The sequence below is a fragment of the Pseudomonas sp. ARP3 genome, from assembly GCF_001029595.1.
GTDB classification, from domain to species: Bacteria; Pseudomonadota; Gammaproteobacteria; order Pseudomonadales; family Pseudomonadaceae; genus Aquipseudomonas; species Aquipseudomonas rhodesiae.
Genome location: NZ_LEKF01000004.1, coordinates 19,237 through 35,435 on the forward strand (window position 1 = coordinate 19,237; position 16,199 = coordinate 35,435).

The window sequence follows — 16,199 nt, forward strand, 5'->3', positions numbered from 1 at the left end:
CATGACCCGTTCATTACGCGTCCTCTATATCGGCCTGTTTCTGGTGCTGCTGTTGGCACTGGGCGCCTGGTCGCTGCGCAGCTTCTTCGGCTTTAGCACCAACGCCGACGCCACTGTGCTCAACGGTCGCTGGACCAAAGCCGTCGAAACCCACTACGACGACGAGTTCCCGATCAAACGCCTGGGCACCAACCTGTGGGCCGCGCTGGACTACAAGCTGTTCAACGAAGGCCGTCCTGGCGTGGTGCTGGGCCGCGATCACTGGTTGTACAGCGACGAGGAGTTCAACCCCGCCGTCAACGAAGACCAGAACCTGGAAGGCAACTACGCGCTGGTCGAAGGCGTGCGCCAGAAGCTCAAGGCCCAGGGCATTCAACTGGTGATGGCGATCGTGCCGGCTAAGGTACGCCTGTATCCAGAGCACCTGGGTGAAGTGAAGCCGGCCAGCATCCACGCCAACCTGTATCAGGACTTCCACGCCCGTGTCGCCGCCGACAAGATCCCGGCCCCTGACCTGCTTGGCCCGCTGCAACAGGCCAAATTGAGCGGCAAGCAAGTGTTCCTGCGCACCGACACCCACTGGACGCCGGACGGCGCGGAAGTCGCCGCCAAGCAACTGGCCAAGGCGATTGCCGAGCAGACCCCGCTCAGTGGCGAGCCACAGCGCTTTGTCACCGAGGCCGAAAAAACCGAGCCGCATAAAGGCGACCTGCGTCTGTTCCTGCCCTTGGACCCGCTGTTCGAAAACCTGATGCCACCTAAAGAGCCGCTGCAAAAACGCGTCACGCACCTGGCCGAAACCAAAGGCGACGACGCGCTGTTCAGCGACAGCGAAACCCCAGTGGCGCTGGTGGGCACCAGCTACAGCGCCAACCCCAACTGGAACTTCGTCGGCGCCCTCAAGCAAGCCTTGGGCAGCGATGTGATCAGCTATGCCGAAGACGGCCACGGCCCGATCCTGCCGATGCTCAGCTACCTCAAAAGCGACGACTTCAAGAACAGCCCGCCCCAGGTACTGATCTGGGAGTTCCCTGAACGTTATCTGCCGGTCAACAACGAAATCGGTGATGCCGACCCATCGTGGGTTGCGCAACTTAAACAAGCCGGTTCGCGCCAACAAAACATGGCACTCAACACCCTTGAAAAATCCGAGACGCCCGAACGGGCGCAAAACTGAAAGAGAGGTAACTCACATGACTTTCACTACAACTCCTCGTCGTCTCGCCAAGACTCTGGCCATCGCTGCCGGCCTGAGCGTCGTATCGATGTCCGCCTTCGCCGGTGGTGACGCAGCCCTGTACGGCCCGACCGCGCCAAAAGGTTCGAGCTTCGTGCGTGTATACAACGCCAGCAACCAGGAAGTCAGCGCCACCGTTGGCAACACCAACCTGAGCGAAGTGGCCCCACTGGCCAGCAGCGACTTCAGCTTTATGCCTGGCGGTGACTACAGCGCCAAAGTCGGCAGCCAGACCGTGCCGGTCAAACTCGCCGCCGATCACTACTACACCCTGGTCAACAGCGGTAGCGGACAGCCACAGCTGATCGAAGAACCGCCGTTCAAGAACAAGCAGAAATCCCTGGTGCGCGTGCAGAACCTCAGCGACAAGGCCCTGACCCTGAAAACCGCCGATGGCAAGACCGATGTGGTCAAGTCGGTGGCCGCCAAAGGCCGTGGCGAGCGCGAAATCAACCCGGTGAAGGTGAGCCTGGCGTTGTATGACGGTGACAAGAAAGTCGGCGATGTGAAGCCGGTTGCGTTGGAACGTGGTGAAGCGGCGGTGCTGTATGTAACGGGCTCGGGTTCGAGCCTGTCGCCAGTGTGGGTGAAACGCCCTGTGTCGACCCGCTGATTAGATTCTGAAATTGACGCTAACCCTGTGGGCGCGGGCTTACCCCCCCCACAGGCTCTGACCCAAATCAATTCAAGGAGAAACACCCATGATCCCAGTAATCCTTTCCGGTGGTAGCGGCTCACGTCTTTGGCCGCTTTCCCGTAAACAGTTCCCCAAGCAATTCCTGGCCCTGACCGGCGAGCACACGCTGTTCCAGCAAACCCTGGAACGCCTGGTGTTCGAAGGCATGGACTCCCCGATCGTGGTCTGCAACAAGGACCACCGCTTTATCGTCAACGAGCAACTGGCCGCGCGTAAGCTCGAATGCCAGCGCATCCTGATGGAACCGTTTGGCCGCAACACCGCACCGGCCGTGGCCCTGACCGCGATGATGCTGGTCAACGAAGGCCGCGACGAGCTGATGCTGGTGCTGCCCGCCGACCACGTGATCGACGATCAAAAAGCCCTGCAGCGTGCCCTGGCCCTGGCCACCGTAGCCGCCGAGCGTGGCGAGATGGTGCTGTTCGGCGTGCCGGCCACCCGTCCGGAAACCGGCTATGGCTACATCAAGTCCACCAACGATTCGCTGCTGCCCGAAGGCGTGAGCCGCGTGCAACAGTTCGTGGAAAAACCCGATGAAAAACGCGCCGTCGAGTTCGTCAAAAGCGGCGGTTACTTCTGGAATAGCGGCATGTTCCTGTTCCGTGCCAGCCGTTTCCTGGAAGAGCTGAAAAAACACGATCCGGACATCTACGACACCTGCGTGCTGACCCTGGAACGCAGCGAGCAGACCGCCGACACCGTGTCCTTCGACGACGCGACATTCGCCTGCTGCCCGGACAATTCCATCGACTACGCCGTGATGGAAAAAACCCAACGCGCCTGCGTAGTGCCGCTGAGCGCCGGTTGGAGCGACGTGGGTTGCTGGGCGTCGTTGTGGGCGGTCAACGACAAAGACGCCAACGGCAACGTGAGCAAAGGCGACGTGGTGATCCAGGACAGCCGCAACTGCATGGTGCACGGCAACGGCAAACTGGTGTCGGTAATCGGCCTGGACAATATCGTGGTGGTGGAAACCAAGGACGCGATGATGATTGCCCACAAGGACAAGGTCCAGGGCGTCAAGCAGATGGTCAACACCCTCAACGAACAGGGCCGCAGCGAAACCCAGAACCACTGCGAAGTGTATCGTCCGTGGGGCTCCTACGATTCGGTGGACATGGGCGGCCGCTTCCAGGTCAAGCACATTTCGGTCAAGCCGGGCGCGTGCCTGTCGCTGCAAATGCACCACCACCGCGCCGAACACTGGATCGTGGTCAGCGGCACCGCCGAAGTGACCTGTGACGAGAACGTGTTCCTGCTCACCGAAAACCAGTCCACCTACATCCCGATCGCTTCGGTCCATCGCCTGCGCAACCCAGGCAAGATCCCGTTGGAGATCATCGAAGTGCAATCGGGTAGCTACCTGGGCGAAGACGACATCGAACGCTTCGAAGACATCTACGGCCGCTCGACGCCGATCGAACGTGGCGTGTCGGTGAAAACTATCGCGCAGTAAAACAGTCGTACAAGAAGCCCTCGCCCAACCCATTGCGTCCCCTATCCGCAGTGGGTTGGGTGGGGGCTTTTTTTTGGATTTTCGCTGGCTGTGTGGGCCCTATCGGGGGCAAGCCCCCTCCCACCTTTGATCTGTGAATACATACCAGTGTGGGTGCGGGCTTTTTTTTGGATTTTCGCTGGCTGTGAGGGCCCTATCGGGGGCAAGCCCCCTACTGCCTTTGATCTGTGAATACATTCCAGTGTGGGTGCGGGCTTTTTTTGGATTTTCGCTGGCTGTGTGGGCCCTATCGGGGCAAGCCCCCTACTGCCTTTGATCTGTGAATACATTCCAGTGTGGGAGGGGGCTTGCCCCCGATAGGGCCCGCAAGGCCACCACAGCACTCAAGCTACCCAATCCCACCTACGCTTAAGTTAGGATGCTGGTTCCAAATTCGAGGTGGTCTCCATGTTCTTCGGCATTCTCCTGATCATCACCTGGCTGATCCTGCTGCTGCGCTACCCGGCCAAAGCGCTGCCGGTGTCCCTCGCGGCCTTGGCGGGCCTGGGTTGCGTGGCCGTTTGGGTGGTGTGGCTGGACAACCGCGAAGCCTCACAATTGGCGCGCCTGGAACTGCGCATTACCTACGCGCCGCAGGACTGCCCAGCCGATCGGCCACTGAAGCTGACCCTGAACAACGGCAACGACGTGCCCCTCACCGAACTGCGCTGGCGCGTCGCGGCCTACGCACCGGGCGACACCGTGAACCTAGCCGACAACGTCTACGCCGCCCCGCGCTATCGCGGCCCCGGCGAGTTGCAGGCCGGCGCCACTTGGGACGATTGCCTGCCCACCCCACCGCTACGCGCCGGCTACCGCCCGCAAACCCTGGAATTTCGTGCCGAGCACCTGCAAGGCAGCTTCGCGGACTGATAAAGGACTGCTCCATGCCCAACGTATTGATCACCGGTTGCTCCAGCGGTATCGGCCGCGCCCTGGCCGAAGCGTTCAAAGCCGCCGGCTATGAGGTGCTGGCCAGCGCTCGCCGCAAGGATGACGTGATTGCCCTCAACCAGGCCGGCTTTCATGCCGTGCAGTTGGACGTCAACGATGCCACCGCGCTGAAAGCCCTGGCCGCACACCTGGGCGAGCTAGACGTGCTAATCAATAATGCCGGCTACGGCGCCATGGGCCCGCTGCTCGACGGCGGCACCGAGGCCATGCAGCGCCAGTTCGAAACCAACGTATTTTCCCTCGTCGGCGTAACCCAGGCGCTGTTCCCGGCCTTGCGCAAACGCAAGGGTTTGGTGGTGAATATCGGCAGCGTCTCCGGCGTGCTGGTCACGCCGTTCGCCGGTGCTTACTGCGCATCCAAGGCCGCCGTACATGCGTTGAGCGATGCCCTGCGCATGGAACTGGCGCCCTTTGGCGTGCGCGTCATGGAGGTCCAACCCGGGGCTATCGACACCCACTTCGCCAAAAACGCCGGCGCCCAAGCCGAACTGCTGATCAACGAACAATCGCCCTGGTGGCCGTTGCGCGATGGCATTCGTGCGCGCAGCCAGGCGTCCCAGGACAAACCGACACCCGCAACCGTGTTCGCGGCCGATGTGCTCAAGGCGGTGCAACAATCGCAACCGCCGCGCCTGTTGCGCTCGGGCAATGGCAGCCGGGCGTTGCCGCTGTTGGCGACGTGGTTGCCCAAAGGATTATTGGAAACCGTGTTGAAAAAACGCTTTGGTTTAAATGGGAGTTTGTAAATGATCGACTACAGCGATTTCTTTGAAGAAGTGACCCAGACCCACATCGAGATCGAACAATGGTTTGCCGGCGTTGCGCCCGACGCAACCTTGGAAAACCTGCTTGCGCGCTTCTCTCCGGATTTCAGCATGATCGCCCCCGCCACCGGCGCACGGGTGAATGCGGCCGGCGTCAAGGCGCTGTTCACCCGCCTGGGCGGCATGCGCCCTGGCTTGAAAATCACCTTGAGCGAAATGACCGGGGTTGACCGCCACGCGCGCGGCGCCACGGTGACCTATCGCGAACATCAAGTGGACGACAGCGGCACCCAGACCGACCGCCGCGCCACCGTGGTGTTCGAGAAACAGGCCAGTGGTGCGCTGTTGTGGCGGCATTTGCATGAGACCTTCATCAAGGCATAACACAGTCAAATGTGGGAGGGGGATTGCCCCCCACATTTCAATTCTGCGTTTGGTCGACGATCACGGTGCATGTGATCCCCGCCGCCAACAGCACGCCTTGCGGCACTTCATCGATATGAATCCGCACCGGCACCCGCTGGGCCAGGCGTACCCAGTTGAAGGTCGGGTTTACATCAGCGATCAATTCACGGCTTTCGGGGTTGTCGCGGTCGTAGATGCCGCGGGAGATGCTTTCCACATGGCCCTTTAACGTCTCGCCGCTCATCAGTTGCATATCGGCTTTGTCACCAACTTTCACATGGGGCAACTTGGTTTCTTCGAAGAAGCCGTAGACCCAGAACGAGTGCATATCCACCACGGCCATCTTGGGCTCGCCGATGCGTGCGTAGTCGCCGCGATGGACGTTGAGGTTAGTGACGTAGCCGTCCACGGCCGCCACGACCTGAGTGCGTTTCAGGTTGAGTTCGGCTGCTTCCAGCTGGGCCTGCGCATGTTGGTAATCGGCCAGGGCCGAGTCGGCAATGTTGCTGGCGTCGTCGCGGTTTTCCTTGGAGATGACCAGAGCGTCCAGATCGGCGCGGCGGTGGGCGTTGACCTTGCGCATTTCCCAGGTGGCTTTGCGCGAGGCGACCAGCGCCTGGGCCTGTTTGACCGCGATGCGATAGTGCTCCGGGTCGATCTGCATCAGCAGGTCGCCCTTTTTTACCAACTGGTTGTCGCGCACCGGCACGTCGACCACTTCACCGGTGACGTCGGCGGCGACATTGATGATGTCGGCGCGCACGCGGCCATCGCGGGTCCACGGGGTTTGCATGTAGTGCACCCACAATGTGTGGCCAATCCAGATCGCCAGGGCCAGTACCAGCAAGGTGGCAAGCAGGCTGAAAAACTTTTTCATCAGTGCATTCTCAACGGTAGACGCTCAGCGCCAGGGCGCCGAACAGGCAAACGAACAGGCTCAGGCGCAGCAACGCCGGATGCCAGAAAAACCGGTACAGGTCGAAGCCGGCCAGGAAGCGATCCAGGCCCCACGCCAGCACTGCGGCAATCAGGAACATCAGGGTCATGGTCGGCATATAAATGCCGTGGAACGCGATTTCACGGGGCATGCGGGGCTCCTTTGAGGGCCGCCAAGGGTGATTGCGGGTCCAGCAATGAGGTGCGGATAAAGTGCAGGTAGCTTTTCACCCGACGCAGGGCCGAGGTATCGAAGTGCGGGGCGAAGGGTTCGTCGGTGGCCTGCACGCGGCTGATCGCATGGTCGACCGCGACCAGCCCGCGCTCCAGGTTGCTCGCGCTGGGTTGCAGAAACAGCCGCACCAGCGAGCGCCCCATCACGCGGATCGCCTGGCGCCACGGCTGGGATTCGGCGTACGCCGGGTGCACCGGCAGGATCGCCTGTTCCTTGCGCAACTCGATGATCGCGTGGCCGACCTCCAGCACCACAAACATCCAGCGCAGCAAGTTGCGCTGCACTTGCGGCTGGCCGACGGCGAGGCCATAAGCCTGGTGCAACAGGTCGCGGGTACGGCTCTCGAAACTGGAGGCCAGGCCCTTGAGCTTGCCGCTGATGGCATACACCACCTGTTCGCGCAGGTCCTGCTCCAGGCGGCGCCACAACCAGCGGCTGTTGGGCGGCAGGATAATCGCCCCCGCCGCCGCACACACCAGCATGCCGATGATCATGGCGATGTAGTCGTTGATAAAGGTGTAAGGGTTGTAGACCGTGAGGTTGTCCGGCACCGAGCCGGTGCTGAAAAAGATCAGCAGGCCCACACCGACACCCGCGTATTGCGGGCGTGAGGCGAGGAATGCGCCCAGGATGATCACCGGTGCGAGCATCACGCACAGCAACGGGAAGCCATCGATCCAGGGGAACACGAAGAACATTTCGACAAAGCCCACCAGGGCACCGATCAAGGTACCGCAGGCCATCTGGAACGCCATGCGCTTGGGATTGGGCGTGGCGGCGGACAGGCCGACGGTGGCCGCTGCGATCATCGTCATCGTTGCGCCGCTGGGCCAGGCGGTGGCCACCCAGTAGCTGCCCAGCACGATCAGGATGAACGACGCACGAATCCCCGAAGCGGCGCAGGCCAGCCAGTTGGTTTTCGGTGTGTAGGGTTCGTCCCAGTCTTCCCGCGCATGGCTGTGCTCGGCCAGGGAGGCGTGGGTTTGCGCGTAGTTGTGCAGGTCGTCGACAAAGCGGTACAGCAACTCATAGGCGGTGTGAAAATCCAGCTGTTCGGCGTCGCTGGGGTTGCCCTCCTGAAAGCGCGCCCGCAGGCTGCGCACCGTGGCCGGCAAGCTGTCCTTGTAGGCGCTGAGCTGGTTGACCAGCCGCGCAGCATCGGGGCTGGTGAGGGCGCGGCCAGAGAAACCGTCGAGCACTTCGGCGAGGTCTTGCAGGCCCGGTTTGATCGCGGCCACCACATGGTCGGCGGCATCGGTGCGCAGGCGCTCAAGCAACTGGTGCAAGGCGTTGAAGCGGGTGGTGATACTCATGAATTCGCTGTTGAGGCGACTGAGGCGACCGTTGCGCCGACGCATGTGCGGGTCTTCGAACACCGTGATACTGCGCAGCCCCTCCAGGCCCACGGCTTCGGCGATGAAGCGCACGTTGCTGGCCTCGAAGCCGTCGCGCTGGCTGCGCCCGCGCAGGCCATCGGTGACGAACAGCGCGAACACGCCAAAGCGTTGGTAGAGCGCGTTGCGCATGGCGGCGCTGGAGGTCTGCGGCAGGATCGCGGCACTGACCAGGGTCGAGCAGATGATCCCCAAAGAGATCTCCAGCACACGCCAGACTGCCGCCATAAAGGCGCCGTCCGGATGCGCCAGGGCCGGCAGGCCGACCATCGCGGCGGTATACCCGGCCAACACAAACCCATAGGCGCGAAAGTTACGGTTGCGCGTGGCGCCAGCGGTGCAAATGCCAACCCAGATCGCCAGCGCACCGAGAAACAGCTCGGTGTTCTGCGCAAACAGGGCGATCAACAAGACCATCACCGCCGACCCCGCCAGGGTGCCGAGGAAGCGGTAAAAACTCTTGGCAAACACCTGGCCGCTCTGCGGCTGCATCACGATAAATACCGTGATCATCGCGGTGCGCGGTTGCGGCAGCTCCAGACGCATGGCCAGCCATAGCGTAAGGAACGCCGCGATCAGCACTTTGAAGATGTATACCCAGGTCACGCCGTCACTGCGTGCCCAATCGAAGAAACCACGGCGCCACTCAAGGGAACGCAGCCAGCGCAGCGGTGCAGGCAAGGGAGTCATCGCAACCTACTCAGTGATCGAACGCGGCCAGCGCCGCCGGGGTCTTGCTCGGAACGGTCTTGGCGGGTGCAGGCACGTCGTCGCCGGCACCGAGGCCACCGCCCAGGGCGGTCACCAGTTCGGCATGGGCGCTCAGGCGCGCGGCCTGCACTTGCTGCTCGATCTGTTGCTGGCGAAACAGCAGGGTCTGGGCGTTGAGCACGTTGAGGTAGTCAGTGAGGCCGCGCTGATAGGCGATCATCGCGATGTCGTAGGTTTTCTGCGCCGAGGCCACCGATTGCGCGGCGAAGGTCTGCTGCTTGTCCATGGACTCGCGACGGATCAACTGGTCGCTGATGCCCTTGAGCGCATTGACCAGGGTCTGGTTGTAGCGTGCCACCGCGATGTCATAGCCGGCGCTGGCTTCGCCCAGTTGCGCGCGCAGGCGGCCGCCGTCGAAGATCGGCAGCGTGATGGCCGGGCCGACGCTGTAGTTGAATTTTTTGCCGGCCAAAAATTCCAGCATGCCGCCGCCGGTGGCCATATAACCGAGGCTGCCGACCAGATCGACGTTGGGGTAGAAACCGGCATGGGCCACATCGATGCCCCGCGCCTGCGCTGCCACTTGCCAGCGACTGGCAACCACATCCGGGCGTTGGCCAAGCAGTTGCGCGGGGACGCTCGACGGCAACTTGAGCGGCGCGGCCAGGGACAGGCTTGGCCGCCGCAACTGCTCGCCCTGCCCCGGCCCCATGCCCGCCAGCGCCGCCAATTGGTTACGGCTCAGGGCGATGGCTTCGTCCAGCTCATCCAGTTGTCGATGGGTTTCCGGCAACGGCGATTCGGCCTGGCTCACGTCCAAATGCGTGCCGATCCCGGCATTGAGGCGTTTGTTGGCCAGGTCGAGGATCTGCTGTTGCTGGGCCAATGTGGCGGCGACGATATCGCGGTTGGCGTAGTGCAACGACAGTTGGATATAGGCGCGCACCACGTTGTTTTGCAGTTCGAGTTGGGCCTGACGCGCTTCGGCGGCGCTCATATGCGCCAGGTCCACTGCGCGCTCGGTGGCGTTGCTTTCGCGACCCCACAGGTCCAGGGCATAGCTCAAGCCCAGGGACGTATTGTTGTCCCAGGTGTTGGCACCGCTCAGCTCGCCAGGGCCGTAGAACTGATCCTTGGGCCAATTGTGACGTTTGAGGGTGGTATCGCTGTTGACCTGCAGCGCTTCGGCCGACTCGGCCAACCCGGCCATGGCCCGCGCCTCACGCACTCGCGCCGCCGCCATGGCCAGGCTTGGGCTGTGCTGGGTAGCGAGGTCGACCCAGTGATCCAGTTGCGGGTCGCCGTAGGCTTGCCACCACTGCACAGTGGGCCAGTGGGCGTCTTGCGCGGCGTGCTGGATCGCCTCGTCGGTGGCCAGTTGATTGGCATCGAGGGCGTGGCCTTGTGGGGCGATTCCTCCGGTTCCGATGCAGCCGCTGATTGCTAACGATAAAGCCCAAACACTGAGAGTCTTCAGCTCTCTGCTGATGCGACGCGGCACGGCAAGCGAATTCCTGAGATGGGTGAAGCGGGAGAGGTGGCGCAATTCTAGGGCGCGCGGGGGATGTCGATAAGCGGGTATTCCTGTGAATCTTTGTTACCGTTCAGGCGATAATCCATTGGTAGGGATCACCGTACTGCGTAACTTTCTGTCACAATTTGCCATCTCCCTTGAGAAGCCCCTATGGACACTTTGCAAAACATGCGCGCCTTCAGTTGCGTGGCCGAAGCGGGCAGCTTCACCGCCGCCGCCGCACAACTGGACACCACCACTGCCAACGTCTCGCGCGCGGTCTCCAACCTTGAGGCCCATCTGCAAACCCGCTTGCTCAACCGCACCACCCGTCGCATTGCCCTCACCGAGGCGGGTAAACGCTACCTGCTGCGCTGTGAACAGATCCTCGCTTATGTCGAGGAAGCCGAAGCCGAGGCCAGCGACGCCCACGCCCGTCCCGCCGGGCAACTCAAAGTGCACACCATGACCGGCATCGGCCAGCATTTCGTGATCGATGCCATTGCCCGCTACCGCCGCACGCACCCGGACGTTACCTTCGACCTGACTCTGGCCAACCGCGTGCCGGACCTGCTCGACGAGGGCTACGACGTGTCCATCGTGCTGGCCAGCGAATTGCCGGATTCGGGTTTCGTATCCCAGCGCCTGGGCATTACCTACAGCATCGCCTGCGCTTCGCCGGACTACGTCAAGACCAAAGGTTGCGCACAGCGCCCCCAGGACTTGCTCAACCACGCGTGCCTGCGCCTGGTCAGCCCGGTGATCCAGCTGGACAAATGGACGTTCAATGGCCCCGAAGGCCAGGAAAGCGTGGCGATCAACACCTCGCCGTTCCTGGTGAACTCGGCCGACGCGATGAAAACCGCCATCACCAGCGGCATGGGCGTCGGCCTGCTGCCGGTGTACGCCGCCATCGAAGGCCTGCGTAACGGCACGCTGGTACGGGTCATGCCCAACTACCGCTCCCAAGAGCTGAACCTGTACGCCATCTACCCATCGCGCCAATACCTGGATGCGAAGATCAAGACCTGGGTGGAATACCTGCGCGGCTCGCTGCCGGAGATTCTGGCGGCTCATCAGGCCGAATTGGTGGCGTATGAATTAAGCGGCAGCTTGGGTGGGGTGCGGTTGGCTAATTGATCGCCAACAAACAACCCATTGGGGCTTGTGCTCAGATTGGTTCGGCGGTGTCCTGACAACCGCCGGCAGGAATGTTAGCGTGCTTGGCATTCTTTCGTAGTCGATGAGCCCCGCCTGCCATGAAAAAGACTGTCCTCGCCTTCAGCCGCATCACCGCGCCGATGATCGAACGCCTGCAACAGGATTTCGAAGTCATCGCGCCTAACCCCAAGCTGGGGGATATTAATGCGCAGTTCGCTGAAGCCCTGCCCCACGCCCACGGCCTGATCGGCGTGGGTCGCAAGCTGGGCCGCGCGCAGCTCGAAGGCGCGGCCAAGCTGGAGGTGGTATCGAGCGTGTCGGTGGGCTACGACAATTACGATGTGCCGTACCTCACCGAGCGTGGAATCATGCTCACCAACACCCCCGACGTACTGACCGAAAGCACCGCCGACCTGGCCTTCGCCCTGCTGATGAGCAGTGCGCGACGCGTGGCCGAGCTGGACGCCTGGACCAAGGCCGGGCAATGGAAGGCCAGCGTCGGCGCGCCGTTGTTCGGCTGCGATGTGCATGGCAAGACCCTGGGCATCGTCGGCATGGGCAATATCGGCGCGGCGGTCGCGCGGCGCGGGCGTCTGGGTTTCAACATGCCGATCCTGTACAGCGGCAACAGCCGCAAACCGGCGCTGGAACAGGAGCTGGGCGCGCAGTTTCGCAGTCTCGACCAGTTGCTGGCCGAAGCGGATTTCGTCTGCCTGGTGGTGCCGTTGAGCGACAAGACCCGGCACCTGATCAGCACCCGCGAGCTGGGGCTGATGAAGCACAGCGCCATCCTCGTGAACATTTCCCGCGGCCCGGTGGTGGACGAGCCGGCGCTGATCCATGCCTTGCAGAACCACATCATTCGCGGCGCGGGGCTGGACGTCTACGAACAGGAACCTTTGGCCGAGTCGCCGCTGTTCCAACTGAGCAATGCCGTGACCCTGCCGCACATCGGCTCGGCCACCACCGAAACTCGCGAAGCCATGGCCAACCGCGCCCTGGACAACCTGCGCAGCGCCCTGCTCGGGCAAAGGCCCCAGGACCTGGTGAACCCGCAGGTGTGGAAGGGCTAAAGCCTGGGCCGCGGAGGTCGATAACCTTCCATAGATCGTCCTCCGTGATTCACAGAAGGTTTTTATGCCTACCTCCAAAGCCCGCGCAGACTCACTCTCGCTTCTGCTCTTTACCTTGCGCAGCGGCAAGCTGATGGCCATCAACCTGCTGAAAGTCAGCGAAATCATCCCTTGCCCGCCGCTGACCAAATTGCCGGAGTCCCATCCTCACGTTAAAGGCATCGCCACCCTGCGCGGTTCCTCACTGTCGGTGATCGACCTGAGCCGCGCCCTCGGCGAGATGCCGCTGGAAGATCCGAACGGTGGCTGCCTGATCGTCACCGATGTGAGCCGTTCCAAGCAGGGCCTGCATGTGCAGGCGGTGAGCAAGATCGTGCACTGCCTGACCACCGATATCCGCCCGCCGCCCTACGGCTCAGGCGGCAACCGCGCGTTTATCACCGGGGTGACCCAGGTGGAAGGCGGCCTGGTGCAGGTGCTCGACATCGAAAAAGTGATCCACGGCATTGCCCCCGCGCCGATTGAAACCGCACCCACCGACCTGACCATGGAAGAAGCCGAAGTGCTTGGCCATGCGCGGATTCTGGTGGTGGATGACAGCCAAGTGGCGTTGCAGCAGTCGGTGCACACCCTGCGCAACCTCGGCCTGACCTGCCACACCGCGCGCAGTGCCAAGGAAGCCATCGACGTACTGCTTGAACTGCAAGGCACCGGCGAAGAGATCAACGTGGTGGTATCGGACATCGAGATGTCCGAAATGGACGGTTACGCCCTGACCCGCACTCTGCGCGAAACCCCGGATTTCCAGCACCTCTATGTGCTGCTGCACACCTCCCTGGACAGCGCCATGAACAGCGAAAAAGCACGCCTGGCCGGGGCTAACGCGGTGCTGACCAAGTTTTCCTCCCCAGAACTGACCAAGTGCCTGGTGGTCGCCGCTCAGACCGTAGCGCAACAAGGCCGCTGATCGATGGTTGAGTATTTCCAACTGCTACGCCGCCCGCTCGGCGGCAGCCTGCCCGCCCCGCAGTGGCCGGCCGGTACGCAGCTGGATCATTACCGAGAAGAACTGGCGCCGGCGATTCATGCGGTTCTGCGCATGACCCAGGACCAAGGCGGCGGCCGCGTGCCCGACCTACCCACCTGGCAGGCTCAGTTCACCACCGATGCCGAGTTCGACCCCACCCTGTGTCTGGTGGCCAGCAACCCGTCGGGCGTTCTCGGCGTGGCGCAATGCTGGACCAGCGCGTTTATCAAGAACCTCTCCGTGCATCCCTGCGCTCAAGGCCAAGGACTGGGACGGGCGTTGTTGCTGCATGCGTTCCAGGTGTTCAAGCAGCGCGGCGAACCCTACGTGGACCTCAAAGTGCTGGAAAGCAACCTGCGCGCCCGACGGCTGTATGAAAGCGCGGGCATGGGCTTCGTGCTGCGCGACGTGGTTGATCGCGAGTGACTGGCGCATAACTTGCTTCCAGAGTCGCACAACGGCGAACAGAGGTAAAAACCCGTCACCGTTGCCGCGTGCCCTCTGACCTAGCCTGGTAACAGATCCGCCATGAATACCCATTTTTCCTGCGTCGGTTGTGGCAAATGCTGCTCCGACCACCATGTCCCGCTGACCCTCGACGAAGCCCGTATGTGGGCGGCCGACGGCGGAAATGTCATCGTTCTGGTGGAAGGCTTTCTCGGCAACGGCCTGGGCCTGCCCGCCCATCAACGCGAGCATGCCGAACGGCGGTCGGTGGTGGTTCCCAGCGGCACTGCCGAAGCATTTGTGGCCATCACGTTTGCCGCCTATAACGCCGGACGCTGCCGGAATCTTGACGAAGACAACCTATGCCGCATTTATGAACGGCGCCCGCTGGTGTGTCGCATCTACCCGATGGAGATCAACCCGCATATCCCGTTGAACCCTGCCGCCAAAGAATGCCCGCCGGAGTCCTGGGAACAGGGGCCGGCATTGATCGTCGGTGGTCAATTGGTGGATCGGGAATTGGCGCAGTTGATTGAACGCTCCCGTCAGGCCGACCGCGACGACGTGCAGACCAAGGAAGCGGTGTGTGCACTGCTGGGCATTCGCACCACCGCGCTCAAGGGCGATGGGTTCACGGCTTACTTGCCGGACATGGGCGCGTTTGCCCAGGCGATCGAACAGGCGACGCAGCAACCAAAAGTGGCCAGTGACTGGGTGTTTCATGTGTCTGGGCTGGACATCGCCGAGCAGGTGCTGGATGCCGGCGCGCAGATTGCGACCGAGGTGCCGGCCAACTACGCGTTTATCCCGTTGCGGGCGGCGTAAGTCGCTGCGCCCCTCGGCTGCTCACATACTAGCCGTCATGCCCGATGGGCGGGGCATCGAGGCGGTAGGGTTGAACGATGCGCTGGTACTCGCCGTTGTGCATAAGCTGCTCAAGGGCGCGGTTGAGTGCTTGGCGCAACGCGGTATCCGGTTTGCGCACCGCAATCGCCACGCCGTCGCCCAATAGCTCGGCGGAAACGGGTGGGCCTAGAAAGTCAAAAGCCTGGCCCTCGGGCGTATCGAGTAAAGCCTCGCGAATTTCCACGGTGCCTTGCAAGGTGGCATCGATATCCCCCGCCACCAGGCTGCGGACCAGTTCGTCATTGAGCCAGAAGCTTTTGACGATCACGCCTTTGGGCGCCCATTTCGAGCGGGCGAAGGCTTCACGGTTACTGCCCAACAGCACGCCGACACGCTTGCCCTTGAGCGAGCGGGCAGAGGGCTGCAAGCCGGAGGTTTTGCGCGCCACCAGGCGGGTGGTAAAGGGATAGAGAAGATCGGTGAAGTTCGCCCAACGTCGCCGTTTGGAAGTGGGGGCGATGCCCATGATTGCGTCAAAGTGGCGTGCATCCAACGCGCTGAAGTCTTCGACCTGCACTTGGTCGACCCAGGTGCAGCGCACATTCAATTGCACGCACAAGGCATTGCCCAACTCGATGTTCAAGCCGACCAGTTGCCCTTGCGGGTTGCGACTCTGGAACGGGGGGAATTGTGCGGCAACAGCGAAACGGATTTCGTCACGCGGTTGATCAGCGGCCGCCACGGCATCCACCGACAGCAACAGGGCAAGCGCTACACACAGGTGTATCAAAGCCACGGGAAACATCCTTTTCCGGAAAGACCAACCTCACCATCCCTGCGCGGTAACCCTGGGGGCATGGCAGAAGCTGGCAAGCTTTCTGGAAACGGATGTCATCCTACAAGCAGAAATATCAGCAGTATTTGTAGGCAAACGCCATAACTAACCGACCGACTTTATTCTCAGCGTTTACCCATGGAGCGCCGAGTGCCCGGCGGGGCCATGCCCGGGGTTTTGGTGTGGCCGTTCTTGGCGCCGTTCTTATACCAAGGCTGTGCGGCGTTCTTGGCTCCGGCGAGCTCACCCGGCTTGAAGGGAAACTTGAACGCCGGGATCTCGGCCTTTTCAACGCCTTCGGCGCTGGCCGGATCGGCGAGGTCGGCCGCTTCAACAGAGGATTGTGTCGGGGAATTCATGGAAGCTCCGGAGCATGCAAAAAATGAAGCGAAGCCGGCTTGCGGGCTTCGCTGGCGCGCAGTATACCTGCCCGCCTCGGATCTTTAACCACCGCCTGTACGAATGGTCG

17 protein-coding genes are annotated in these 16,199 nt (G+C 62.1%); 11 read left to right on the forward strand and 6 right to left on the reverse strand.

Annotated elements, in window-relative coordinates; all coding sequences use genetic code 11:
- Position 1 precedes the first annotated feature (1 nt).
- From ABX75_RS06170 to ABX75_RS06195, 6 genes are all read left to right on the forward strand, one after another.
- On the forward strand, positions 2-1,177 hold the full coding sequence (locus ABX75_RS06170; protein WP_034095991.1) for an alginate O-acetyltransferase: 1,176 nt from the start codon (positions 2-4) through the stop codon (positions 1,175-1,177).
- 16 nt (positions 1,178-1,193) lie between these two features.
- On the forward strand, positions 1,194-1,850 hold the full coding sequence (locus ABX75_RS06175) for an alginate O-acetyltransferase AlgF (protein ID WP_034095990.1): 657 nt from the start codon (positions 1,194-1,196) through the stop codon (positions 1,848-1,850).
- Positions 1,851-1,938: 88 nt separating this feature from the next.
- The gene (locus ABX75_RS06180) at positions 1,939-3,390 is read left to right on the forward strand and encodes a mannose-1-phosphate guanylyltransferase/mannose-6-phosphate isomerase (RefSeq protein ID WP_034095989.1); all 1,452 of its coding nucleotides are present in this window, start codon (positions 1,939-1,941) and stop codon (positions 3,388-3,390) included.
- Positions 3,391-3,837: 447 nt separating this feature from the next.
- A complete protein-coding gene (locus ABX75_RS06185; RefSeq protein WP_047881629.1) occupies positions 3,838-4,302 on the forward strand; it encodes a hypothetical protein in 465 nt (154 codons plus the stop codon).
- 14 nt (positions 4,303-4,316) lie between these two features.
- The gene (locus ABX75_RS06190) at positions 4,317-5,129 is read left to right on the forward strand and encodes an SDR family oxidoreductase (protein WP_047881630.1); all 813 of its coding nucleotides are present in this window, start codon (positions 4,317-4,319) and stop codon (positions 5,127-5,129) included.
- Positions 5,130-5,531: a nuclear transport factor 2 family protein gene (locus ABX75_RS06195; RefSeq protein ID WP_047881631.1), complete on the forward strand. Its 402-nt coding sequence runs from the start codon at positions 5,130-5,132 to the stop codon at positions 5,529-5,531. It begins immediately after the preceding gene.
- Positions 5,532-5,568: 37 nt separating this feature from the next.
- On the opposite strand, the gene ABX75_RS06200 is transcribed toward ABX75_RS06195, so the two are convergent.
- From ABX75_RS06200 to ABX75_RS06215, 4 genes are read right to left on the reverse strand one after another with little or no spacing between them, the layout of a single operon-like run.
- Positions 5,569-6,429, reverse strand: a complete 861-nt coding sequence (locus ABX75_RS06200; protein WP_034095985.1) for an HlyD family secretion protein — start codon at positions 6,427-6,429, stop codon at positions 5,569-5,571.
- A 10-nt stretch (positions 6,430-6,439) separates the two neighbouring features.
- The gene (locus ABX75_RS06205) at positions 6,440-6,640 is read right to left on the reverse strand and encodes a DUF1656 domain-containing protein (protein WP_034095984.1); all 201 of its coding nucleotides are present in this window, start codon (positions 6,638-6,640) and stop codon (positions 6,440-6,442) included.
- Positions 6,630-8,807 (reverse strand): FUSC family protein, encoded by a 2,178-nt coding sequence (locus ABX75_RS06210; protein ID WP_034095983.1) that lies wholly within the window; start codon positions 8,805-8,807, stop codon positions 6,630-6,632. The genes ABX75_RS06205 and ABX75_RS06210 overlap by 11 nt, the downstream gene beginning before the upstream one ends.
- A gap of 10 nt (positions 8,808-8,817) precedes the next feature.
- Positions 8,818-10,329, reverse strand: coding sequence for an efflux transporter outer membrane subunit (locus tag ABX75_RS06215; protein WP_047881632.1), 1,512 nt, complete (start codon positions 10,327-10,329; stop codon positions 8,818-8,820).
- A gap of 183 nt (positions 10,330-10,512) precedes the next feature.
- Here ABX75_RS06215 and ABX75_RS06220 point away from each other — a divergent pair, with 183 nt between their 5' ends.
- From ABX75_RS06220 to ABX75_RS06240, 5 genes are all read left to right on the forward strand, one after another.
- Positions 10,513-11,481 carry a LysR family transcriptional regulator gene (locus ABX75_RS06220; protein ID WP_034095981.1) on the forward strand — a complete coding sequence of 323 codons (969 nt, stop codon included), beginning with the start codon at positions 10,513-10,515 and terminating at the stop codon, positions 11,479-11,481.
- Positions 11,482-11,600: 119 nt separating this feature from the next.
- Positions 11,601-12,575 (forward strand): D-glycerate dehydrogenase, encoded by a 975-nt coding sequence (locus ABX75_RS06225; protein WP_047881633.1) that lies wholly within the window; start codon positions 11,601-11,603, stop codon positions 12,573-12,575.
- 64 nt (positions 12,576-12,639) lie between these two features.
- Positions 12,640-13,542 (forward strand): chemotaxis protein CheV, encoded by a 903-nt coding sequence (locus ABX75_RS06230; RefSeq protein WP_034111821.1) that lies wholly within the window; start codon positions 12,640-12,642, stop codon positions 13,540-13,542.
- 3 nt (positions 13,543-13,545) lie between these two features.
- On the forward strand, positions 13,546-14,028 hold the full coding sequence (locus ABX75_RS06235) for an N-acetyltransferase (protein ID WP_034111819.1): 483 nt from the start codon (positions 13,546-13,548) through the stop codon (positions 14,026-14,028).
- Between the two features lie 102 nt (positions 14,029-14,130).
- Positions 14,131-14,874 (forward strand): YkgJ family cysteine cluster protein, encoded by a 744-nt coding sequence (locus ABX75_RS06240; protein WP_034095977.1) that lies wholly within the window; start codon positions 14,131-14,133, stop codon positions 14,872-14,874.
- A 28-nt stretch (positions 14,875-14,902) separates the two neighbouring features.
- Here ABX75_RS06240 and ABX75_RS06245 read toward each other — a convergent pair whose 3' ends face one another.
- Positions 14,903-15,691: a transporter substrate-binding domain-containing protein gene (locus ABX75_RS06245; protein WP_034095976.1), complete on the reverse strand. Its 789-nt coding sequence runs from the start codon at positions 15,689-15,691 to the stop codon at positions 14,903-14,905.
- A gap of 164 nt (positions 15,692-15,855) precedes the next feature.
- Entirely contained in the window at positions 15,856-16,089 is a 234-nt protein-coding gene (locus tag ABX75_RS06250; RefSeq protein ID WP_034095975.1) for a hypothetical protein, read from the reverse strand.
- Positions 16,090-16,199 lie beyond the last annotated feature (110 nt).